Consider the following 24,024-nt stretch of genomic DNA (forward strand, 5'->3'; position numbering starts at 1 on the left):
CCTTGGGAGGAAAAGATGGCGGTTACGGTTGTTTTGGACGCCGCCGGGTTCGATCCGGGGCCGGGCATCGCCTTGACCGAGATGGAGACCCTCCGTGCCTACCGCCCGGATTGGCCGATGGATGCGCCCGCCGATAGGGTCGAGAACTATATGTACGACGAGCGCAAGCCCACCTTGTTCTATGTGTATCCGCCCGCGACGGAGGATGCCCATGTCGAAATCGTCTATGTGCGGAATCCTACGCCCTGCGTCGGTCTGGACAGCGGTTTCGCCTTGCCGGATGCCTACGCCAACGCGGCCTTGTATTACATGCTGATGCGGGCGGCGGAGAAGGCGCAACGGTTCGATGTGGCGCGGGGGTTCGGGGAGCAGTATAGGGCAGCGCTACAGGTGCGGGCGGTGAACGATTTGCGCGGGTCGCCGAATCTGCGGAACCAGGGCGGCGCGGGCGTGCCGGGGCTGGGCGGCTGATGCCACTCATCCGCTTTTCCGGGTTCAAGGGCGAAGCGCCCCGCGTCGCGCCACACCAGTTGCCGCCGGGCTTCGCCCAGACGGCGCTGGATGTGGATTTGCGGCGGGGGATGCTGGAACCCCTGCGCGATCCGGCCACGATCCTGGCCGGGGTAGGCGCGGCGACAACCCTGTTCCTGCATTCCTCCGGGAAGTGGCTGTTGTGGACGGACCCGGTGAACGTGGTCGAGGGGGTGGTGGCGGCGGATGCCACGGGCCGGGTGTTCTGGACCGATGGGGATTATCCGAAGCAGTCGAACACGGCCTTGCTGGACATCGCCGGGGATTACGCGGTGGACACGGTGAACTTCCACCGGCTGGGGGTGCCCGCGCCGGACGCCGCGCCGGTCGTGACCGTCGCCGAGGATGCGCCCGAGGGTTATGGCGTCGAGCGCACCTTCGTGTATTGCTGGACGCACCGGGCCACCTTGGGCGGTCTGTCGGCCCCAGTCACGGTGATGGTGGGGCCGGGGCGGTCGGCCCATATCTTTGGACTGGACGTGGTGCCGCCCACGGTGTTCCCGACCGGGGGCGCGGCGGCGAAGGCCAATAGCTTCAGGAAGTTCCTGTTTGAGTATGACGCCGCCACCGACACCTATGTCCTGGTCAAGAAGCTGGCCTATGACGACGACGGTTATACCGACGACGGGGCCGCGCGGGGGACGCGGAAAAAGACGGCGGCGTTCAAACCCGCCAAGATCGCCGCGCCGACGCCGGGGTGGGGGGTCGATGTGGTGGACGCGGTGCCGGACGCGGCCCATGACCGGGATTATGTGTATTGCTGGCTCTATCAGGGAGCGGGCGGGGTGTGGTGGCGGACGGACGCGAGCGCGGCGGCGACCGTGGCTGGGGTGAAGGATACGGACGCGGTGGCGGTGTCCGGCATGGCGCAGGATTACGCGACGCCGTTCCCGGACGGGGCGCATGGCATCCGCAAGATGGTGTTCCGCACCGATGGCGATGGGGATTTGCGCCTGGTCGCCAAGATTCCGAGGAACGCGGCGCAGTGGCGCGACGCCAAGCCCACGGAGAAGTTGGGCCGCAAGATCGGCCATTGGCCGGTGGGCCTGACCGGTGCCCCGGCCACGCCCACGGCGGAGATCGTGAGTGAGGCGGATACGGAGGTGGTGTCGGTGGCCTATGTCCAAACCTGGGTGACGGGTTGGGGTGAGGAGTCCGCGCCGTCACTGGTCTCGAATACCCTCGACCTGTACCCGTGGCAGGAGGCGTCGGTCGCGACGGCCACCGCCGCGCCCAGCGGCTACGACAACATCACGCAAAAACGGCTGTACCGGGCGGACGTGACCGGGACGTTCCGGCTGGCGACCACGCTGGATTTGGCGGTGGGGGATTGGGTGGACGCCTTGGCCGATGAAGACCTGGGCGACCCTATCGAAACCACGTTGTGGGATGCGCCGCCGGACGATTTGCAAGGGCTGGCGGGGTTGCCCAACGGGGTGTTGGCCGGGTTCGCCGGGAACCAAGTGCTGTTTTCCGAGACGGATGTGCCCTATGCGTGGCCGGTGGCCTACCGCTATACCGTGGCCGCGCCCGTGGTGGCGCTGGCGGTGGTGGATGGGGGCGTGCTGGTGTTGACGGAGGGACGGCCCTATCTGTGCCGGGGCTTCGATCCGGCGGCGGCGGTGCCGGAGTTGATCCGGGAGCGGGCGGCGTGCGTGTCGGCGCGGTCGGTGGTGGATATGGGCGGCTGGGCCATGTGGGCTTCGCCGGATGGGTTGATGTCCACCCGGTCGGGTGCCCCGGCGCTGGAAACGGCGGGCCTTTTGACCCGCGAGCAGTGGCAGGCATTCGCGCCTTCAACCCTAGTGGGTGGATTTTGGCAGGGCCGGTATGTGGGGTTCTACGACGACGGGGAAGCGCCCGCGGCGTTTGTGTTCGACCTGGAAGGCGGGTTTCTCGCCCTGGTGGAAGTAGCGGCGGATGCGTGCTGGAACGATGCGGCCACGGATCGGCTGTTCGTGGTGGCCGGGGGCGACCTGGGGGCGTGGAACGAAGGCGCGGCCAAGGCTTTTATTTGGAAGTCGGGCCGGGCGCTGGTCGATGCGGCCATGACGCCACTGTGTGCGCGGGTGGATGCGGAGGCCTATCCGGTGTTGTTCAAGCTGTATGCCGATGGGGCGCTGAAATTGACGCAGAGCGTGGCGGACAACCGGGCCTTCCGGTTGCCGGGCGGCTACCGGGCGTTTGGGTTTGAGGTTGAAATCGGCGGCACCGTGCAGGTGCGGCAGGCGGTGGTGGCTTCGACGATGGCGGAGTTGGCGGGATGAGCGCCCGCCCGCCCAAGATTCCCGGCCTTCCGCAGCCCACGGACCCGCAGTTCGGGCACCGGGTGCGGGAAGCGCTGCAAACCCTGTTGGGCCAGCGTGGCGGGACGGCGGGCACGGCGGTGACGGAATCCCGGTTGCAGGAAGCCTTGGCCGGGTTGAAATCGGCGGCGCAGACGGTGACGCAGACGGTTTCGCGGGCGGAGGTGCTGGCGATGCTGCGCGGGGCCATCAACCAGGACATGCTGGACGACGAGTTGCAGCAGCGCATCGCGGTCGAGGCCGAGGACGAGGAGGGGCTGGCCGACCAGCGGGTCGAGGACTTGGAGGACCGGGATTTCGATGAACTGGTGGCGCGGGTGGCGGCGCTGGAAGCCTTCCTGGACGCGGACCGGGCGGCGAACGCGGTGTTCGCCGGTCCCGCCGCGGGTGGCGCGGCGGTGGCGGGGTTCCGGGGTTTGGTGGTGGCGGATTTGCCCGCCGTGGTGAATCAACGCCCGGTGCGGGTGGGGTTCGCCGGGACGCCCGTGGGGGGCCAGGTGTTCGGGATCGAGGTGTTCGAGTCGGCCCGCCTGTTCAAGGCCGGGCTGGCGGGATCGGTGGGGCGCGTGGCCGGGGCCAACCCGGCGGCACCCTACACGGTGGCTTTGACGATCTACGACGGCACCGGGGCGGTCCGGGCGGTGGGCGGCTTCGCCATCGATGCCGCCGGGGCGTTTTCGTTCGACTGGAGCGGCGATTACACCACGGCGGCGGGGGATTATCTGGTGATGGTGGGGCAGGCCGCGCCGGATGCGGCCCTGTCCACCTTCGGGGCGGCGCTGATGGCGTGGACGGCGTAGTTTCGGTCCGCGAACGGCTCTTCTATCCATGGGAATGCCTGCCCAAGACGAGGTGAATCTATGTGCGGTACCACCCGACGTTCCGAGCAAAAGGAATCCCCGTATCAAGCGGCTTTGGCGGACATCGCCGAGAATAAGCTGCATTTGTATAACCGGGATTTCAAGCCGCTGGAAAATCAATACATCAGCCGCGTGGATAACCTGGGTAGCCCGTTCCAAACCGACCGGGCCGGCGGGTTGGCCGAGAGCGGGGTGGTGCGGGCGCTTTCCCCCAAGCTCCAAGCCGCGCGGCGCGACCTGGGGGTGTCCGGCGTGGGCGCGGGGAGCGGGGCGGCGGTCATGCGTTCCGCCGCGCTGAGGAGCGCGGGCGGGGATGCGGTGGCCTCCGCCGGGGTCGGCGCGGAGATGGGGCAGCGGACCCGGTATTTGGCGGGACTCATCAACGGGGTGGGGTTGGGCAACGGGCAGGCGGGGCAGGCCGACGCCTCCATGGCGGCCCTGGCCGGACAGGAGGCCTCCCGCGCCCAATCCCAGCTCGAATACGACACGGCCAACGATTTGGCCGTGGGCCGGGGCGTCGGCACGGTGGGCGGGCTGGCCTTGGCGTCGGCGTTGAAATAGGGGGCGGGATCATGGGTGTCCGGTCGGCCACGGTGATGGATGTGCCCGCCCTGGTGGGCTTGGCGAAGGCGATGCACGCGGAAAGCGGGTTCGCCGGGTTGGATTTCAACGAGAACATCATGGCGGCGACCTTCCTGGAACTGCTGGGCCAGGGGCAATTCCTGGCGGTGTACGAGCGGGAGGGGCGCGTCGTCGGCGGCTATGCCGGGTATCTGTCCCGGTGCTGCTTCGGGGCCGATTTGATGGCCCACGACTACGGGGTGTTCGTGGCCCCGGAGGCGCGGGGGTCGCGGGCGGCTTGGGTGTTGGCCAAGGCGTTCGTGGCGTGGGCCCAACAGGCCGGGGCCAAGCAGATCAGGCCGGGGGTGTCCACGGGCGGGGCGGGGGCGGGCGCGGAAGCGCTGTACGCCAAGCTGGGCTTCCGGCGGGTCGGGGCTTTGTTCGCGATGGAGGTTTGAGATGTGCGGCGATGGTGGCGGGACGAAGCAGGAATTCGCGCAGAGCGCCCGGTTCGCGGGGGTGGCGCGGAACCTTTGGGACGATTACCAGCAGCGGTTCGCGCCGGTCCAGCGCACGCTTGCGAACACGTTGCTCATGGATGGCTTGGACGCCAACCGCCAGGCCGACGCGGCGGCGGACACGGTGGGCAAGGCGTTCGATGCCCAGCGGGCCGGGTTCGACCTGGATTCGTCCCGGCGCGGCCTCGTGTTGACGCCCGAGCAGCGGACGGCGGCGGACCGTCAGTTCGACCTGGGGCGGGCCAGCGCCCTGGTGGCCAATCGGAACGCGGTGCGGCAGGGGGTGTTGGACACCGATACGGCGCTGGTGGGGGGCGGCACGTTGTCGTCCGCCGGGCGTGGTATCCAGATGGGGGGTTAGGCCATGCCGGGGATCGTCGATATGGGGCGGGGCTTGCGCGGGCAGGCCTTGCAGAGCATGGGAGAGCTTTCCGCGCAGGAAACGCAGCGGGCGAACACCAACCGGGCCTTGCGGGGGCAGCGGGGCCAGGCGTTGGGGCAGGGGTTGGGGACGCTGGGCGGGGTGGCGGCGAGCTACGTGCTGGGCCAAACGTTGAACGGCGCTGGCTTGGCCATGACTGGCGCGGGCGGCGGTATCACCGGCGGATTGACCACGGGCGGGCTGGGCGCGACGGGTGCCGGAACCGGCCTGACCGGGATGACGGCGGGCGGGAATGCCTTGGTGCTGTCGCCCCAGGCCACCGCTGCCGGGCAAGCGGCGTTGACGCCGGGTTTGGCGAACGCGGGCGGTGTTACGGCAGGGGGTACGGCGGGAACTGCGGGCGGCACTACGGCCAGTTCGACGGGCCTGGGCACGGCATTGGTAAATGGCGCTTACGCGGTTGGTAATGCCGCTGGGGCTGCTTGGTCTTGGCTGGCGGCACTGCTTTAGGAGGCAGAGGCATGAACGGTTCGATGGGTGCGGGTTTGGTCCAAGGCTTGGCCCAGGGGCTGGAATTGGGGGACCAGATGTCGTTGCGGAAGGCCGCGCTGGACCTCCAGGGCCGGGCGGATGCGCGGGCCGAGCAGGAACAGGCGTTCAGCCAAGGCTTGAGGGGCCAAGCCTTGCGGTTGCAGCAAGACCAGTTGGCCGAGCAAACCCGGCAGGCCCAGGCGCGGGAGGGGCAGTCCGAGCGGCAAATCGGCATCGCGGCCCAGGCGTTGGGCTTGGACGAGTCCAAGTTCAAGCAGACGCAACAGCAACAGGCGTTCGAGAACCAAGTCACCAGCGAGAAATTGGGGCGGGAGCGGGCGCTATTCCCCTTGCAGCAGCAGGGCGCGGAACTGGAACTGGCGAAGGCCCGGCAGGCGCAGGCCGAGACCGAAAAGGCGCTGGCGGTGCGGAAATCCATGAACATCCTGACCCAGATGCAGGGCGGGTTGATCGATCCGAACAGCGCCGAGGATTATTACCAGACCTTGAAGACCGCGACCGGCATCGACCCGATGGGCTTCGCCGATGGCCAGGTGGACGGGCTGCTGCGGACCTTCACCGCGGTGCATGACGGCAAGCTGGACCCGAATGCGCCGGAAGCCCTCGACGCGGCGAACGGGATGTTCGGGGCGCGGCTACAGCGGGGGATCGGCGACCGGATCGACCTGCCGGGCGTGCAGGCGGTGGGGGCGGATGGCAAGCCGGTGGCCGGGGTGAAGGGGGAAGTGGTGGACAAACGGCTAAGCCGGGTGATTCCCGTCCCGGACGACGCGGGGAACCCATCGGGGAGGTTCGTCTTCGGGGTGGCTTCGACGGTGAAGGCACCGGACGGGAAGCTCTATACCTACGAAGCGCCGTTGTCGTTGTATGGCACCAGTCATCCCGACGATCCGGCGCTTGTGCTGGATGGCAACGATGTCAGCGGGCACGCGGCGGCGTTGCTGCAAATCCAGCATCGGTACCTGACGGACCCCAAGTTCAAGGCGGGGTTCGATACGATGCTGGTGGGCCGGACCCCGCCGAAGGAGGCGGCGGAGATCGAACTGAAACAGGCCGAGGCCACGAACAAGCGGGCGGAGGCGGTCAAGCACCTGGCGGAGGCGGGAACCCACGACAAGGTGCTGAAATCGGTCCACGACCTTTTGAACAAGCGCTTCGCCGCCGATAGTTTGGAGGGCGTTGCCAAGGATCAGCGGGAATTGATGGACCAAAGCCGGGTGTTGGCCGGGAAGTACCGGGCGCGGTATCCGAACGCCACGGCGGAACAGATTTATGGGGCCGTGGTGCGGGATTTGGGCGGGGGCCAATCCAAGGATTCAGGGGACTACCAGGAGGGGGAGGTTTACCAGGATGGGCAGGGGAACCAGGCGGTTTATAAGGGCGGGAAATGGGTGGATTTGCCGTGATCCGATAATGCCTATCTATACACGGCGATAGCGGATGGTGTGCCTTCCCTGGACGCTGGATTCCGGCATCCATGCCGGGATGACGGCGCGAATCGATTTCTGAACCAAGGGGTTCGTCATGGCCTTCGATCCTTCCACCGCACGGCCCCTTGCGGCTGTTCCTTCGACCTCCGGCGGCGATGATTTCGAGTTGCCCCCGTTGGAGCCTGTCGCCGCGAGGACGACACGGTTCGATCCTTCCACCGCACGCCCTTACAGCCCGCCGCTGTCCGGGCGCGTCAAGGGTTGGGCCGGTGCCGCCCTGTCCCTGGCCGAACCCGAACTGGCGGGCGCGGCCAAGCTGTTGAAAACCCCCGCTTCAACGCCCGCCCCGGAGGCGCAATCGCGCCGGGATTTCATCGAGGCGCTACGCCCCCATGCGGAGCGGGTCGGTGCCCGGCTCGGCATCGCGCCGGAATATCTCATCGCCCAAGCGGCCCAGGAAACCGGCTGGGGCAAGCACGTCCCCGGTAACAACCTGTTCGGGATCAAGGGCCGGTATCGCGGGCAGGGCCGGGAACTCGACACCACCGAGGGCGCGGGCACGCCGGAGCGGGCGGTGTTCAAGACCTATCCCTCCCCCGCCGAAGCGTTCGACGACCTGGGCGCGACGCTGCGGAATCCGCGCTATGCCGCCGCGCTGCATCCGAAGTCGGTGGAGGAATACGGCAACGGCCTGAAAGCGGGCGGCTATGCCACCGACCCCCACTATGCGCGGAACATCGGCGACCGGCTGCGGGAATACCGTGCGGCCCTGGGGCAGGCACCCACGGCGGGCGATTATGGGCGGGTGCTGGCCGGGAGCGCCGGGGCGTTGGTGCCGGAGACCCTGGCCGGGCTGGGGCGCATGGAACTGGGGGCGGAGCGGGCGCTGGGCGTGCGCCCGTTGGGGCGGGATGCGCGGGCGGCGGTTTTCGATTGGCTGGGCGGGCTGGCGAAGTCCACGCGGGATTACTGGCATTCGGGCATGACCCCGGCGGGCCGGGAACAGCTTCTGAATGGCGAGTTGATCCGCAGCGACACCGACCCGGCGACGGGGGAAACCTCGTATGCCTTGGGCGGGCATCCGGGGCAAACCATCCTGTCCGGTGCCTTGGAATCCGCGCCGGGCGTCCTGGCCATGGGGGGCTTGGGCAAGGCGGCGCTGTCCGGGCTGGGCTTCACGGCGGAGCAGGTGGCGGAGCGGGCCGTCGAACACGGCATCGCGCCGGGGCTGGCCGGGTGGCTCGGCAAGGTGGCGACTTCGGGCGCGGCCTATGGCGGCGCGGAGGGTTTGATTTCCGGGGCGCAGGATGCCGAGCAGACTTTCCAGGACTTCATGGCGATCCCGCCCGAGGGCTATACCCGGCTGCCCGCGTTCCGGGAGGCTTTCCTGGAAACCGACCGCGATTTGCCGTTGTTGGAGCGACAGGCGCGGGCCTGGCGGACGGTGGCCGAGCGGGCGGCGCTGGACGTGGGCGCGAAGGCGGGCGCGGTGGCGGGCCTGACCAGCGCGGCGACCGGCGGCGGGATGTTCCGCGCCCTGGAAGCGCCGTCGCGCACGGCGGTGGGCGGTCTGGCCAAGAACGCCTTGGTCGAGGCGGGGCAGGAAGCGCCGCAGAGTGGCTATGAGCAGTGGGCCCAGAACGAGGCCAAGCGGGATTATATCGACCCGGCCCAATCCCCGTGGGCGGGGGTGGCCAATGCCGCCGCCACGGGCGCGGCGGTGGGGGGATTGCTCGGGGGCGTCACGGGTGGATTCACGGGCGGCGGGACCGGCGAACCGGCGCGGGCGGTGGGGGATGTAGCCGAGCAGACGGTTATCCAAGAGGGTGGTGGTCAAACCGCGCCGGGAACCGCGCAAGCCGTTGATGCGCAAAGTATTGGCGAGGGTGCTGAAGCAGCTCCACAAGCTGTGCCCGAAACCCCTATTCCAGCGCCCGCGCCACAGCCCGTCGTGTCCGCGCCCACCGATGCCGATTACCGGGAAGCGGTGATCGCTGCACGGGAGAAGTGGGACCAAAAGCTATCGCCGCAAGCGCGGCAGGTCGCCTTGAACCGTCTGGGCGTGACCGGTGAGGGACTGGCGGATACGGCGTTCTTCGAGTTGCCGCAGGTGGTGCAGGGCGTCTTGGTCCAATCGCGGTTACAAGCGATGGGTAGGGCAAAGCAACCGCCAAAGGCAGAGATCAAGCCCGCCAAACTGCCCAAAGCGAAGAAAACCGCTCCGGCCCCGCCGTCCGCCGCGCCCGCGCCCGCGCCCTTTGACGAGGATGTGCCGCTGTCCTGGCCGACCGCTGGCGGCGGGCCGGCCACCCCGGCCCCGGTCGCGGTGCCCGCTCCGGCGCAAGTTCCGGTCGCGTCCACAGGCCCGGCGGCGCGAAGCCCCGCCGCCAAGCTTCCGGCGGATTTGGCGGGGGCGAAACCCCGGTTCGGGTATCAGGGCCAGGGGTTCGGGTTGGATTTCGAGTCCGACCTGGACAAGGCGGCGTATATCACGGCGCAGGCGACGCAATCGAAGCGGGATGCCGATTATCTGCGCTTCGTCCAGGACCATACCGGCTGGGACGAGCCCGCCGTCCGGGCGCATGGGGCACGGGTCCGGGAGCGGGTCAAGGCGCTGGCGAAGGCGGGCGATTCCGCCGCCGGGCCGTTGCGGGTCGTGGCCGAAAAGCCCGCCAGCCCTATCGACCAAGCGGCGCATACCGCCGCGACCTCGCCGCGCAATCCGCTACCGGAACCTTCGCCAGCCCAGAAAGAGGCGGGTAACTACCCAAAGGGCCATGTGCGGGCGTTCGGCTTGGATTTGAGTATCGAGAACCCCGAAGGCTCGGAGCGTACGGGCGTCGATCCGGGCGGCAAGCCCTGGTCGGTGCGGATGCGCGACCATTATGGGTATATCAAGGGGACGGTGGGCAAGGACAAGGACCCCATCGACCTGTTCATCAAGCCGGGCACGTCGCCGGACCATGGGGGGCCGCTGTTCGTGGTCGATCAGGTGGGCGGGGATGGCCGGTTCGATGAACACAAGGTGATGGCCGGGTATTCCAGCCGCCAGGAGGCCGAACGCGCCTATTTGCGGAATTACGCTCGCGGCTGGAAGGGGCTGGGCGCGATGACCGAGATGTCGCCGGACGGGTTCAAGTCCTGGTTGGCGAGCGGTAAGACCCGGCGTCCGGCGGCGGAATTTATGCCTGAGGGGGCGCGGCCCGGCGATCCGGTGCCGACCGGGGGGAATGTCGGCGAAGCCGACTCCGGTGAAGTGGCCGGGCCGGGGCGGCGAAGCGATGGGGACGGCGGGGCTGTGGTTCCGCCTCCGTTCGGGGTTTTGCCGGAGGGGGGTGGTGTGGGCGAAGCCGCCGCACCCGAGGCCGTGGCCGGGCCGGTACAGGATGGGGCGGGTGGGGCGGTGGCGTCGTCCGAAGCTCTGGACCGCTTCAAGGACAACAAGCTGTTCACTGCCGACAAGGTGGCGGCGGCGCGGGCGCGGCTGAAATCGAAGCTCGGGCAGTTGAATAGCGGTTTGGACCCCGAGTTGCTGGTCGATGGCATGGTCATCGCCGGGGCGTATATCGAAAGCGGGGTGCGGTCGTTCCGCGAGTATGCCCGGTTGATGATGGACGACCTGGGCGATACGGTGAAGCCCTACCTGTTGTCGTTCTGGGAGGGGGCGCGGAATTATCCAGGGCTGGATACCCAAGGCATGACCGGGGTGGAGGAGTCGCGGCGGGATCATGCGGCGTTGATGGCGGGAAAAGATTTGGAAGGAATTAAGCCGTTGTCCGCCGCACCAGAAGCCGCGCCCGCCGGGGGCTCCGGCGATGATCGGACGAATCCGCAAAATTCGGGCGGGGATTCGTCCGTTTCCCCGGCGGCGGATGAGGGACAGGCTTATCATGCTGGTGTGGCCGATTTTCTGGCCAAAAAGCCCCGTGTGTTGCCGAGTTATTTCACCAAGCCCAGCGGAAAGCTGGCTAGGGATTGGTACCGGGGGTGGGATGCGGCGAACTTGGCCGCGCCGGTTGCCGAACCGAACCAACCACAGGAGCAAACCCATGAACAACCCACCCAATCCAACCCCACCAGCGCAGGACGGCCCGGACTTCGAGCAGTGGGTGCGGAGGACGGCGCGGAGGTTCCAGGAAGCGGACATGACGCAAGCGATGGGAACGCCCAAGCAGAAGGCCATGATCGCGTATTGGAAGGAATATCGCCCGAAGATGTACCAGCGGATGAAGGCGTTGAGGCTGCTGGAAAAGCTGGCGTTCGTGCTGGAAAACCTGGCGATAGAGGAAGAGGACCGCAACCTGAAGGGCGGCATGGGCTGGCCGGACAGCCGGGAACAGGCGGAACAGGGGTGGCTGTTGATGGAGCCGGAGGAGGACGATCCGTTGGAGAACCTGCCGCCAACGGAGAGGCGGCAGGCGGAGAGGTTCCTGGAGTGGGAACGGGAGGCCGAGGCGAACGGGACTCCGGCGGAGGATCGTTGGTGGCGGCAACACCTGGAGGACTGGGGGGTACCCTGGACTCAAACGCCGGGACCGTGGACGGAGCTACAGCAAGCCCTGGACCACGGGCAGGAGCTGGTGGCGCAGTCGCAAGCGCGGCGGGCGGCAAAGGCAAGCGTCGAAAAAAGGCCGCCGAAGAACCCGGCGTAACCCCGGAACTGCGGGTGGAGGTGGACGGCGGCGAACAGACGCGCCTGCCGAACTATCACTTGACCGACCCGAAAGCCATTGTTGGCGGCGGGCCGAAGGAACGCTTCCGGCGTAATCGGCGGGCCATCGAGGCCTATAACACCCTGGTGGACGAGAACCGCCAGCCGACCCCGGAAGAACGGGACGCCCTGGCGGCTTATATGGGGTGGGGGTCGTTCGGCCAGGAGTTGTTCCAAGGGTCTTGGGCCAAGCCGGTGTACCGGGAGGGCTGGCAGGCGGAAAACGATTGGCTGCGCGAACACTTGGGCGAGGAGGCTTGGAAGTCGGCCCAAGGGTCCATCCTCAACGCGCACTATACCGACCCGCCCACGGTGGAAGCACTGTGGGGCATGGTCGAGCGCATGGGTTTTATCGGTGGGCGGGTGTTGGAGCCGTCCATGGGGATCGGCAATTTCTTCGCGCTGATGCCCCGGCATTTGATGGCGTCCAGTGACTTGACCGGGATTGAACTGGACCAGATGACCGCCGGTATGACGCGGTTCCTGTACCCGGATGCCAATATCCAGCGCAAGGGCTACGAGGAGTCGCAGACGGCGGACGATTTCTACGATGTGGTGATCGGCAATTGGCCGTTCGCGGCGCAAGGTCCATCCGACCGGCGCTACAACAAGTACGCGCCTTCCCTCCATGATTATTTCTTCCTGAAAGCCCTGGACCAGGTGCGGCCCGGTGGGCTGGTGGTCGGCATCACGTCCGCCGGTTCGATGGACAAGCAGGGGAGGACGGTGCGTTTGGCGCTGTCCAAGGCGGGGAATCTGGTGGCGGCGTACCGGTTGCCTACGGGGGCATTCCAGGATTACGCCGGGACCAAGGTGGTGACGGACATCCTGGTGTTCCAGAAAAAGGGCGAAGGGGTGCCGAACGGGATTCCCGCCGAGGAGTGGATGGAGGCCGACCATGTGATCGGCCAGCGTAGCGACGGCTCGGACGTGCGGGTGAACCGCTTCTGGCAGAAGCATCCGGCCAACATCCTGGGCGAAATGGCTGTGGGGCGCGGCACGACGCAAGGCCGGGACGGGATGATCGTGAACCGGACGGAGGATTTCGAGCGCTGGTTGCGGAAGTTGCCGCAGTTGGTACCGGAAAACATCATGACCCGGCGTGAGAGCCTGGGGAATGTCAGCTACATCAATAATACCGTGAAGGACCGCGAGGGCGCGGTGGTGGTGAAGGCGGGCGGGTTGTTCGTGGTCCAGGGCGAGCGGCTGGCGGCGCTGGCCGATGTGAAGAATTACCGGATGAAATCGGCGGCTGAAACCGCCAAGCGGGAGGCGCAGGTCCGTGCCTTGGTGGGCATGCGCGAAGCCTATGACGCGCTGATTGCCGCCGAACGGTCGGGTGCGGCTCCAGAAGTGGCGCGGTTGGCTTTGGCTGGCCAGTATCGGGCGTTTGTAGATGAGCATGGGCCGTTGGCCGAATCCAAAGGATTGAAAATCCTGAAGGATGTGCGCGACCCGTACTATCCGGCGCTGGCGGCACTGGAAACCCGGACACCGGAAGGCCGCTACGAACCTGCGGCGATTCTGTCGCAGCCCACGATGCGGGCGAAGGCGCGGCCCGCCAATCCCGGTATCCGCGATGCCTTCGTCTTGATGCGGAACGAGTCGGCCCAGGTCGATCTGGCGCGGGTGGCGGAGTTGGCGCGGACCACAGAGGAGGCCGTCGCGGCGGAACTCCTGGGCGCGGGGGCGGTGTTCAGGACACCCGCCGGAAGCTACGAGGTGCGGGACGTGTACTTGTCGGGCAACGTGCGGCGCAAGCTGCGCGAGGCTATCGAGGCGCAGGACGCGGGCCAGGACATGGCGGCGAATATCGAAGCCCTGAGGCCGGTGATTCCGCCGGACATCCCGTATTTTTCCATCGAGGCCAAGCTGGGGGCACCGTGGGTGCCAGCCGAATATTACCGGCAGTTCGTGGCCGGGCTGGTCGGGGTGTCGGGGAAGGAGGTTGGGGATATCAATATCCGGCCCATGCCGAACGGCTGGAAGGTGAAACTGGAGACCTGGATCAACAACAAGCCGGAAGCGACCAACCTGCACGGGGTGCCGTTCCATCCGTTTTCAGGGTTGGTCCAGGCGGCGATGAACAACACCAGCATCACCATCCGGGTGCCGGACAAGGACGGCAACCTGGTGGTGGACGAGGCCCGGAGCAAGGCGGCGAACGAGAAGGCTGGGGCGATCCGGGAGAAGTACGGGGAATGGGTATGGAAGGATGCCGCCCGTCGGATCGAGTTGGAGCGGGCTTATAACGAGACGATGAATGCGGCGGCGGAACCGCAGTTCGATGGTGCGTTCCTGACCTTCGAGGGGATGGCGCTGCATCGTGGCCAGGGGGAATTCAACCTCCGGTCCCATCAGCAGGATGCCATTTGGCGGGGCATCGCCAACGGGAAGGGCATCTACGCGCACGAGGTCGGGACCGGGAAGACGTTCACGATGGGCGGGCTGGCGGTGGAATCGCGCCGCTATGGCTTGGCCCGGAAGCCGGTGATCTTCGCCCACAACGCCAACAGTGCCAGCGTGGCGGCGGAAATCCAGGAGATGTATCCGGCGGCGAAGGTGCTGTATGTGGATAACCTGACGCCGGATACCCTCCCGACCACGTTGCGGCGTATCGCCAACGACGATTGGGACGCGGTGGTAGTGCCGCATTCCTTGATCGACCGCTTCGCCCTGTCGGAAAAAACCTTGAAGGGTCTGGCCGAGGCTGATATTGCCGCGTTGGAAGAGGAGGCCATGGACGCGGCGCAGGATGATGGTGCCGATCTGACGCCGGGCATGATGGACGACGAGGAGGCCATGAAAAAGGTCCGGTCGTCCACCGCCAAGCAGTTGGTGAAGGCGCGGAACGCCATCAAGAAGAAGGTCGCGGACATGGCGGTGCGGGCGTCCAGGCCGGACGCGGTGATTTTCGAGGACTTGGGGATCGACATGATCCTGGTGGACGAGGCCCACGAGTTCAAGAAACCGCCGCTGGCGACCCGGATGAAGCTCAAGGGTTTGAATACCGGCACGTCCGATAGGTCCATCACCTTGCGGTTCCTGACCGACTATGTGCGGTCGATCAGCGGCGGGAAGGGGGTGCATGTGTTCACCGGCACGCCCATCACCAACACGCTGAACGAAATCTACAACCTGATGCGCTACGTCATGGACGAGGACATGGCGCGGGACGGGGTGAAGAACTGGGATGCGTGGTTCAACACCTTCGCCGACCAGACCACCGACGTGGAGTTGACCGCGACCGGGGAGTACGAGCCGGTGTCGCGGTTGGCGGCGTTCGTGAACGTGGCGGAACTGCGGCGGATGGCCGGGCAGTTCATGCATATCGTGTTCGCCGACGAGATGCCGGAGTTCAAGCCCAGGGCCACGGCCAGCGGCAAGACCAACTTCGACAAGGATTTGACCGAGGCCGAGCGCGACGAGCTTTTGAACGGGCGGAACGAACACCCGGCGGGGCGTCCGTATAAGAAGATCGTGAATGAAACCGCCGAGATGAACCCGGTCCAGCGGTCCATCCTCGCGGAATTGATTGGCCGGGCGCGGTCGTTCAAGAGCGCGACCAAGCGGGAGCGGCGGGAAATCATGCTGTCCGGTGATCCGCGTTCTCCCATCCTGGTGGAGACGGCGGCGGGGAATGCCGGGTTCGATGCGCGGCTGTACGACCTGTCCGCGCCGGACGATCCGAACAGCAAGGTGAACCGGGCGGTGCGGAACGTCCTGGCCCATTACCATGAACATCCCCTGGCCACCCAGGTGATTTTCATGGAGCGCGGCTATAACGATTCCAGCGTGCAGCGTGGACAGAAGGTGCCCAAGTTCAATATCGCCAAGGATATCGTGGACAAGCTGGTGGCGGGCGGGGTGCCCCGCGAGCAAATCGCCATCGTCACGGGCGATACCTCGAAGGATAAGCGCAGGGATATCGCCGAAGCCATGAACCGGGCGGACATCCGGGTGGTGATCGGGAGTTCCGCCACGCTGGGCGTGGGCGTGAACATGCAGGCGAACCTGCGGGCCATGCACCACTTGGACGCGCCATGGATGCCGGGCTTGCTGGAACAGCGCAATGGACGCGGCCAGCGGCAGGGGAATAGATGGAATACGGTGTTGGAATACCGCTATTTGACGGAAGGACTGGACGGGCGGCGCTGGCAAGTCCTGGCGGTGAAGCAGAAATTCATCACGGCGTTCCTGAAGGCCGATGCGTCGGTGCGCGTCATCGAGGGCGATGCCGTGAACCTGGACGAGGGCGAGGGGATGGACGACCTGGCCGAGTCGTTGAGTTCGGCCAGCGGCGACCCGCGCATCCTGGTTCGGGAGAAGCTGAAGGCCGATGTGCGCAAGCTGGAAATGCGGGAGCGGATGCACTCGCAGGGGATCGAGGATGCCCAGCGGCAGGCGCGGCGGTTGGTGGAGGATAACGTCGATCTGGAGGCGCGGCTGGCCGCGTATCGGGGTGATGCGGACCTGTGGGCGGCGGAGAAGGACAGGCCGTTCGCGATGGTGGTGGATGGCAAGTCCTATGCCGAACGCAAGGCGGCGCAGGAGGCCATGGCCCAGGTGTTCAAGGGTGTCCTGGATTTCGATTGGCATCCGTTGGGGGAATTCCGCGGCTTCGCCCTGCGCTGGCGCAACCGGGCGACCGCCGGGGGGATGATCGAAATCACGGTGGAACTGCACCGGCCCGGTAGTCGCTATGCCCAGGTGGACGTGACGCATTATGCCGAGGGCACCATCGCCAGTATCGAGGGCAAGTTGCGGGCGTTGCCCCGCGCCGTGGAGAACCTCCAGGAGCGTATCCGGGATAACGAGTCAGCCATCGCCAAGTTCCAGATGGCGGCGGAAACACCGTTCGGACAGGAAACCGCGTTGAAGAAGAAGCGGGAACTGCTGGCCCAGACGGAACGGGACTTGGCCGATTTCCCGGCGGCGGCTCCGGCCTGGCTGCGGAACGGTGCGCCCACAGGGACGGATGTGTTCCTGAAAGATGAGGAAGCGCCTACGGTCTACAAGGTGCCGGGCTATGGTTGGGCGCGGCCCTTCAAACGCGGCGATGATCCGCTCGGAGCCGATTTGATCGAGGGGTACGGCTGGTTGGTTCCGGCGAATCAGGGCGATGTCCGGCCCACCCAGGAGCGGCGCACGGCCACCGTGCAAAGCCATCGGTGGGGCCGGGACAACTGGTGGGTGCTGGTGGACGATGGCGAGAAGGTCCGGGCGGTGCCCTATACCGACTTGCGCGACGAGAACAATTTGCCGGTGTTCGAGGCCAGGCCGTTTGAACGCCCGCCGATGGCCGGGGTGGGTCCGGCCACGGTGGGACAGGTTTCCGCGCCCGCGCCGGACAGGCCACGTGCGGCCACGCCCAAGGGGGTGAAGGTCGGCGATGTGGTGCGGTTCGAGGGGCGGGAAGGGGATTGGGTGGTGGGCCGGTTGGTGCCGCCCGGCAATTCCGCCGATATGGACCGCGAAAGCCGGTGGAGCCTGGAGGTGGAGCCGGTCAGCGGCGGGGAAAGGGAGATGCTTCCGGCGGGGGCGGTGGCGGCGCGAGAAGCAGGGGAAGCCGGTAAGTTTTCGCGCCACAGGTTTTCCTGGGAGGCTGACCAGGGCGGCGGTACGCCGGAATCCATCCGCGCCGAACTGGCCAAGCGCTTCGGGGACCGGCGGGTCCGGCGCTTGGAGCGGGCGAAGCGCTTGTACATCTTGGATTCCTGGCAGGCGCTACGCCGGTTCGCGCCCGAGGCAGGACCTAACGACAAGGCGCTGTTCAAGGAGGGCCGGGTGTACTTGGTCGCGCCGAATATCCGGGCGGGGGATGCGGTCGGGGTGTTCCTGCACGAGACCGGGGTGCATGGCGGGCTGGTGGACTGGCTGGGCGGGCGCTTCCCGGAATTCGCGGCGCGGTTCCATGAACTGGTCGGGGCCGGGGACGCGGCGGCGGTGCGGGCCGAGGCGCAGGTGCAACGGTTATTGCGCGACAACGCGCTTAACCCCGCCGATGCCGACGAAGAGCGCATCGCCTATCTGGTCGAATACGTGACCCGGCTGGATGGCAAGGATCGGGCGCGGCTGTCGGCGCGGGTGCGGGCCTGGGTCCGGGAGGTGGTCGCGGCCTTGCGGGCGGCGCTGTATGCCTCGCCGCTCGGGGAGTGGCTGCGAAAGCGCGGGTTCGAGTTGACGGCGCGGGATTTCGCGGCCTTGGCGCGGGCGGCGGTGCGGCGGAATGCGGCTTCAATCTCCACGGATTCGCGGAGATTGGCTAGCCAGTTCAACCTCGCGCCGATGTTCTACTCGGCGTTGACCCGCGCCGTGCAGGCCATGAAGCAGCCCAAGGCACCGGGTAGCCAGTGGGCGGCGATGATCGACAAGGCTCCCGGCGTGAAGGCGGAGGAAGTCGAGTGGTCGGGGGTGAAGGAATGGCTGGCCGGGCGCGGGGGTTCGGTGGGCAAGGCAGAGTTGCTGGATTTCCTGGCGCAGAACGAGATCAGGGTGGAGGAGGTTCAATCGCCGGAAAATGCCTCTATCGGGACCATGGATTTTCGGAAATACCAAGTGCCGGGCGGCGGCGGGTATCGGGAAGTGTTGTTGACCTTGCCGCCCAAGATGCGCGATGCGTGGGAGGTTTTCGATCCCCGTTCGGGTGAAGTGGTGGATACCTTTTCGACCGAGGCATCGGCCAGGGATCATGTGGATGATCAGAACCGGCGCGGGGCCACCTTGGATTATGGCCGTATCCAAGTGCCCGATATTGCGCTGTCCTATCGCTCCGGCCATTGGCGGGAACCCAATATCCTGGCCCATATCAGGTTGAACGAACGGGCGGACGCCGAGGGGCGGCGGGTGTTGTTCCTGGAAGAGGTGCAGAGCGATTGGCATCAAGAGGGGCGGAAGCGGGGGTATAAGCCGAGCATTCAGGCTTTTCGGGTTGAGCGGAAGGATGATGGCGATAGTTTCGGGGAGTGGGCCGTTATCGGGCCGGATGGCGAATATGGGCGCTATATGCGTGAGCAGGACGCGCAGCGCAGGGTAGATGCCGATAATTCGAGGCACATACAAAAGTTCGTACCCGATGCGCCGTTCAAGCAATCGTGGGCGCTGTTGGCGATGAAGCGCATGATCCGCTACGCCGCCGAAAACGGCTTCGACCGGATCGCGTGGGCACCGGGGGCGGTGCAGACGGAACGGTATGAGCTGAACCGGCAGGTGGACAGCATCCTCGTGAACGCCGACCCGGATGGCGGGCGGAGGCTGGACATCGATATGGTCGGTCGGCGGGAGTATGAGGCGCTGGTGAATTTGACGGTCGGCCCGGACGGGAAGGTGTTGGCCGGGGATATGGCCGAGGCGGTCGGGAAGCCGCTGGACGAGGTGGTCGGCAAGGAGATGGCCGAGCGGGTGATGGCGGTCGAGGGGGTGAAAACCTTCGAGGGCGACGGGTTGCGCGTCGGCGGCGAGGGGATGAAAGGGTTCTACGACAGGATTCTGCCCGCCGAGGTGAACAAGTACGTCAAGAAGTGGGGGGTGAAGGTGGTGCCGGTGGAGTTGGGCCGGGAGGTCCGCCCGGAACCTTGGGAACTGGACGACGATGAGGCAACTCCCGCGCCGCGCTATGGGCGAACCCTGGTCGCGCAGGGCGTGGACATCACGCCCGCGATGAAGCTGGCGGCGCTGGAGGAAGGACAACCGTTGTTCAGCCGCGATGGGGCGGCGGGTGGTGGCCGCTTGGCGGAGGTGTGGAAACTGTTGGCGCGGCATTCGGAGGCGTTCCAGTATTCCAAGCCCCAATCCGGCGACATGGCGGACATCGCGGCGGAGATCGATCCTGGCATGGAAGTGACCGACCTGGGCGGTTCCTCCACCGGGGAGAACCGCCATCTGTGGTTTGTTCAGATGCCGAACGGCGATCCCGCCACGGTACGGGAGGACCGGCAAGGCCGGGTGATCGTCAACGCCGCTTCGTTGACCGAGGGCGGGGGCGGCAGCGCCCTGTACGCGCTGGTGTCGGCTTATGCCCACAACAACGGCAAGGTGTTCATCGGCGACCCGGAGGGGTTGTCGGACGAGGCTTTGTTCCGCCGCACGGAAAATATGCTGTCGTCGGCGCTGAAATACGGCACCACCCGGCATCTCCGGCCCCACCCCCGGCAGGAGGGGTTCTGGAAGCGGTGGGGGCTGGCCTGGAAGGACGGCGACGACGCGCACAACCTGGAAACGCTGTTGCTGGCGTCTTATCATGCCGTGACCGAAGCTTTTCCCGAAATAAAGGATGTTGTTTATGACTTCGATGCCCGAGCCTTCCGAAACACCCGCGACGGCCAGTTCGTGGGCGACCCTGATTTCAAGCTTGCCGCCGCTCAGTCCCGAGGAGGAAGAGCGGCTAAGGCTGGGAGCGCTACGCTTAAAAGAACGGTTATCACCAATACCCTGGTACGCGGAGCAGGCGGAGATATGTGGGGAGGGCTATTGGGAGAAGCTCTACGCCAGCCGGGTGAACGAATAGACCCGGCCCTACAGAAAATCCTCTACAGCCGGGCCGACCAGGAACCCGACCCCGCCGCAGTCCAGTCTTCCGCACGGGAAATGGGCCGGGCGGCGCGGCTGTTGAAGCGTGGGTGGCGGGATTTGGGCGACGGCTTCGACGGGCTGGCGGACGACGCGAAAGCCCTGGCGCTGGGCGGTTTCACGGTGCGGATGAACGCCGAACTGGCCCAGGGATACCTGCCGGTGCTGGAACAGCGCTTCGTACCGGCGATGGCGGCGCGGGAGGCGGTGGCGGGGCAGGTGCGGGAATATTTCGCCAACCGGATCGGCATCCCCTTCGAGAAGCTGTACGCGGCCCATCCGGCGGAAGCGGACGCGGTGGCGGAATTGCTCCAGGAGGCGACGATCACCGGGGTGAACCCGGCGGAAACCGAACGGCAGATGTTGCGGCGGGCGGCGGCGGGGTTGGGCATCACGGATGAACCCGGATGGGAGGACGGCGCGGATTACGCGGCGCTGGTCAAGGGTGCGCAAGAGGCGGTCAAGCTGGAAGCGGCGATGGCGGCGGCTTCGGGGAATCCGCCACGCGATGGCTCGGCGGTGGTGCATCGCTTCGTGGCTGACCGGCTGGTGGCGCACTATCGGCAGCAAATCGCCCATATCAACCGGCGGTTGAAGTCGCTGGATACCCTCGGATCGAACCCGGCGCGGCAAATCGAGCTGTTCGAGCAGCGCAAGCGCTATGACGTGGCCATCGGCCACGAGGTGAACCGCGACCGGGCGCGGGAGGACGTGGTGGGGCGGTATCGGCAGTTGTCGGCCTCGGCGTTCTACACCCAGGGCGCGGCGCGGTATTCGGCGCGGTCGCTGTTCGCGTCGGTGGTGCGGTTCGAGGACCGCATCGCGGACCTCGAAACCGCGGCGCTGGAACGCAAGATCAACGACCTGGAAATGGACGCGAAGCAGAAGGCCAAGATCATGGCTTCGCTGCGGAAGAGCCGGCAGTCGCTGCGGGTGCAGGGGCCGTATATCCCGCTGTCGCGGTTCGGGCGGTTCTGGGTGGCCAGCAAGGAGCAGGATAGTTCGGAGTTCGATGTGCCCCTGACGCTGCAAACGCTCGGGAATGGGCGGTTGTTGGTGGCCGGGCGGGAAATGCGGGAGCATGAGGAGTGGTTGAAGTCCTTGGGCGGGAAATATAGCCGGGCGCGGGGCGGGATGCTGTTCGGGGTGCGGCGGTCGCGGGAGGTGGCGCAGCGCATCCGGGAAAGCGGCCTGCTGGAAAAGACGGCGTATGTGAAGCCGGGCGCGGTGCATTACGAGCGGTTCGAGACTTCGCGGCAGGCGGACGAGCGGATCGCGGAGATCAAGGCGAACCCGGATTTGGAGTTCCTGGGGCATGGGTTGAACGTGCCGGACGAAAGCCAAATGCGCTTGATCGACCCGGCCTATGTGGCGGAGGTGGATACGCTGCTGGCGGGTCTCGGCGAGTCGCCGGAGGTACAGGCGATCCGGGACGCGATGTACCAGGGGTTCCTGCGGCGCTTGCCGGAGGTGTCGGCGCAGAAGCATTGGCTGCATCGGAAGAAGACGCCGGGGTTTTCGCGGGATGTGCTGCGGGCCTTGGCGAGCAAGGCGGTCCACGACGCCCACAATATCGCCAGGGTGAAGCATGGCTATCAGGCGTCCGACGCGCTGGACGAGGCCGAGCAAGCCTTGCGGGCGGCGGGCACCTTGAACAGCTTCGGGGCGGCGGTGGCGAAGCTCGGGGCGCTGGAGACCTATCAGCGGGATTGGATGGGGGTGCCGAAACTGGATTTCGAGGTGGGCATGGACCGGGTGGAGGATGTGACCGAGCGGAAGCGCATCCAGGAGGCCCGGCGGTTGTTCGGGAAGGATTCGGTGGCGCTGGCGCGGGCCATCGCCCGGCAGCGGCGGATTCTCGCGCAGGCGGGTTCGATCCGGGCCGGGAACAAGGAGCGGGCGGCGGCGCTGGCGCTGGGCGAGATGCGGAAAGCCTACGACGACGCGGCCAATCCGACGATCCACCCGATGGCGCTGAAGCTGAACGGGCTGGGCTTCGCGATGCACATGGGCATCAGCCCGGCGGCGGCGCTGGTGAACACCTTGCAGACGCCCATCATGACGATGCCGGTGGTGGCGGCGCGGTTCGGGTTCGGCCCGACCCACGCGGCGTTCGGCAAGGCGCTGGGGGATTTTTTCAAGGGGGCGCGGAACCGGGAGGGGGATATTTCCATCGAGACCGGCGGTTTGGACGCCATCGAGCAGCGGGCGCTGTACCGGGTGCGGCGGCGCGGGATGCTGGATAAGACCCTGGCGCACGATACCAGCGAACTTTCCAACGATCCGGCCTTGCTGATGGCCCCGCGCCGGGCGCTGCGGCGGGTGATGGCGGGAATGTTCCACCATGCGGAGCGCTTCAACCGGGAGGTGTCGTTCGTGGCGGCGTTCCGGTTGGCGCGGGCGGCGGGGGATGGTTTCGACACCGCGTATGCCTATGCGGAGAAGGTGTTGCATGACACCCATTACGATTATGCCCAGTGGAACCGTGCCCGTTTCATGCGCGGCGACTGGCCCAGGGTGGTGTTCCAGTTCAAGCAGTATTCCTTGGGTACCACTTGGCTGTTGACGCGGAATTTCCTGTGGACGGTGAAGGAGTTCTTGCGGGCGGCGAAGGGGGAGCAGTCGGTGAAGGACGCCTTCCGGTCGGAAGCCTATAAGACGCTGGCGGGCATCATGGGGATGCAGATGTTGTTCGCGGGGGCGCTGGGTTTGCCGTTCGTGGGCGGGATCGCGCTGGCGGTGAATCTGGCCGCGAAGGGATTCACCGACGACGACGACGAGCCGTTCGAGTTCGAGGTGTGGTTCCGGCGCTGGGCGGCGGAGACTTTCGGGGTGGAGGCCGGGAACGCCATCAGCAAGGGGTTGTTCCCCTGGGCGGTGGGGCAGATTCCGGGGGTTCCGGCGGTGGACCTGCAAGGCAAGCTGTCGATGGCGGATTTGTGGTGGCGGGAGCCGGACCGGGAGCTTGAGGGCAACGATGCGGCGCTGTTCTGGGGGACGCAGTTCATGGGGCCGACCGCGCAACTGTTCGTGAACGCCTTCGCCACGGCCAAGCTGTGGGGCGACGGCCATCCCTGGCGGGCGGTGGAGAAGATCGTGCCGTTGAAGGCGGCGGCGGACCTGATGAAGGCTTACCGCTACGCGACCGAGGGGGCGACGACCTTGAAGGGGGACGAGTTGGTCGAGGACGTGAACGCGGCAGAGGTGTTGGCGACCGCCTTGGGGTTCGCGCCGATGCGGATCGGCGAAACCTACGCGGAGAACCACGCCTATGTGAACGCCAGCAAGGCGCTACACGAACGGCGGCAGGACATCCTGGACACGGTGGCGCGGGGGCGGATGAAGGACGACCCGGAAGCGCTGGGCCGGGGGCTGGCGGAGGCGGAAGCCTTCACGGCGAAGCATCCCGATATGGCCATCTCGGGGGGCGACGTGGCGCGGTCGGTGAAGGCGCGGTTGCGGCGGCGGGCATTGACGGAGGGCGGGCAGTATGTGCCGCCGAAGGAAAGGGAATTGCGGGATCGGTTCCGGTTCGGGGCGACGGAATAGGGTGGGCCGGGATGGGAAAGGCCGGGAGGGGGAACCTTCCCGGCCTTTTTTCGTGG

General features: G+C 66.7%; 9 protein-coding genes. All 9 read left to right on the forward strand.

The window, feature by feature from the left end; translation table 11 throughout:
- Window positions 1-15 precede the first annotated feature (15 nt).
- The 9 genes from B9N93_RS06905 to B9N93_RS06945 all read left to right on the forward strand — a co-directional run bounded on the left by B9N93_RS06905 (window position 16) and on the right by B9N93_RS06945 (window position 23,968).
- Entirely contained in the window at window positions 16-471 is a 456-nt protein-coding gene (locus B9N93_RS06905; protein WP_085212133.1) for a phage adaptor protein, read from the forward strand.
- Complete coding sequence (locus B9N93_RS06910; RefSeq protein WP_085212136.1) at window positions 471-2,798, forward strand: hypothetical protein; 2,328 nt, start codon at window positions 471-473, stop codon at window positions 2,796-2,798. The genes B9N93_RS06905 and B9N93_RS06910 overlap by 1 nt, the downstream gene beginning before the upstream one ends.
- Complete coding sequence (locus tag B9N93_RS06915) at window positions 2,795-3,637, forward strand: hypothetical protein (protein ID WP_085212138.1); 843 nt, start codon at window positions 2,795-2,797, stop codon at window positions 3,635-3,637. The genes B9N93_RS06910 and B9N93_RS06915 overlap by 4 nt, the downstream gene beginning before the upstream one ends.
- Before the next feature lie 60 nt (window positions 3,638-3,697).
- A complete protein-coding gene (locus B9N93_RS06920) occupies window positions 3,698-4,258 on the forward strand; it encodes a hypothetical protein (RefSeq protein ID WP_085212140.1) in 561 nt (186 codons plus the stop codon).
- An 11-nt stretch (window positions 4,259-4,269) separates the two neighbouring features.
- Window positions 4,270-4,716, forward strand: a complete 447-nt coding sequence (locus B9N93_RS06925; protein ID WP_085212142.1) for a GNAT family N-acetyltransferase — start codon at window positions 4,270-4,272, stop codon at window positions 4,714-4,716.
- Window position 4,717: 1 nt separating this feature from the next.
- Window positions 4,718-5,137 carry a hypothetical protein gene (locus B9N93_RS06930; RefSeq protein WP_085212144.1) on the forward strand — a complete coding sequence of 140 codons (420 nt, stop codon included), beginning with the start codon at window positions 4,718-4,720 and terminating at the stop codon, window positions 5,135-5,137.
- 3 nt (window positions 5,138-5,140) lie between these two features.
- The gene (locus B9N93_RS06935) at window positions 5,141-5,668 is read left to right on the forward strand and encodes a hypothetical protein (protein WP_085212146.1); all 528 of its coding nucleotides are present in this window, start codon (window positions 5,141-5,143) and stop codon (window positions 5,666-5,668) included.
- 11 nt (window positions 5,669-5,679) lie between these two features.
- Window positions 5,680-7,116 carry a hypothetical protein gene (locus B9N93_RS06940; protein WP_085212148.1) on the forward strand — a complete coding sequence of 479 codons (1,437 nt, stop codon included), beginning with the start codon at window positions 5,680-5,682 and terminating at the stop codon, window positions 7,114-7,116.
- Window positions 7,117-7,234: 118 nt separating this feature from the next.
- Window positions 7,235-23,968: a PLxRFG domain-containing protein gene (locus B9N93_RS06945; protein ID WP_085212150.1), complete on the forward strand. Its 16,734-nt coding sequence runs from the start codon at window positions 7,235-7,237 to the stop codon at window positions 23,966-23,968.
- Window positions 23,969-24,024 lie beyond the last annotated feature (56 nt).

The organism is Methylomagnum ishizawai (genome assembly GCF_900155475.1).
Classification (GTDB): domain Bacteria; phylum Pseudomonadota; class Gammaproteobacteria; order Methylococcales; family Methylococcaceae; genus Methylomagnum; species Methylomagnum ishizawai_A.

Coding starts and splice junctions, on each gene's coding strand:
- B9N93_RS06905 (WP_085212133.1), top strand. CDS start 16: ATGGCGGTTACGGTTGTTTTGGACGCCGCCGGGTTCGATCCGGGGCCG.
- B9N93_RS06940 (WP_085212148.1), top strand. CDS start 5,680: ATGAACGGTTCGATGGGTGCGGGTTTGGTCCAAGGCTTGGCCCAGGGG.
- B9N93_RS06925 (WP_085212142.1), top strand. CDS start 4,270: ATGGGTGTCCGGTCGGCCACGGTGATGGATGTGCCCGCCCTGGTGGGC.
- B9N93_RS06915 (WP_085212138.1), top strand. CDS start 2,795: ATGAGCGCCCGCCCGCCCAAGATTCCCGGCCTTCCGCAGCCCACGGAC.
- B9N93_RS06930 (WP_085212144.1), top strand. CDS start 4,718: ATGTGCGGCGATGGTGGCGGGACGAAGCAGGAATTCGCGCAGAGCGCC.
- B9N93_RS06935 (WP_085212146.1), top strand. CDS start 5,141: ATGCCGGGGATCGTCGATATGGGGCGGGGCTTGCGCGGGCAGGCCTTG.
- B9N93_RS06910 (WP_085212136.1), top strand. CDS start 471: ATGCCACTCATCCGCTTTTCCGGGTTCAAGGGCGAAGCGCCCCGCGTC.
- B9N93_RS06920 (WP_085212140.1), top strand. CDS start 3,698: ATGTGCGGTACCACCCGACGTTCCGAGCAAAAGGAATCCCCGTATCAA.
- B9N93_RS06945 (WP_085212150.1), top strand. CDS start 7,235: ATGGCCTTCGATCCTTCCACCGCACGGCCCCTTGCGGCTGTTCCTTCG.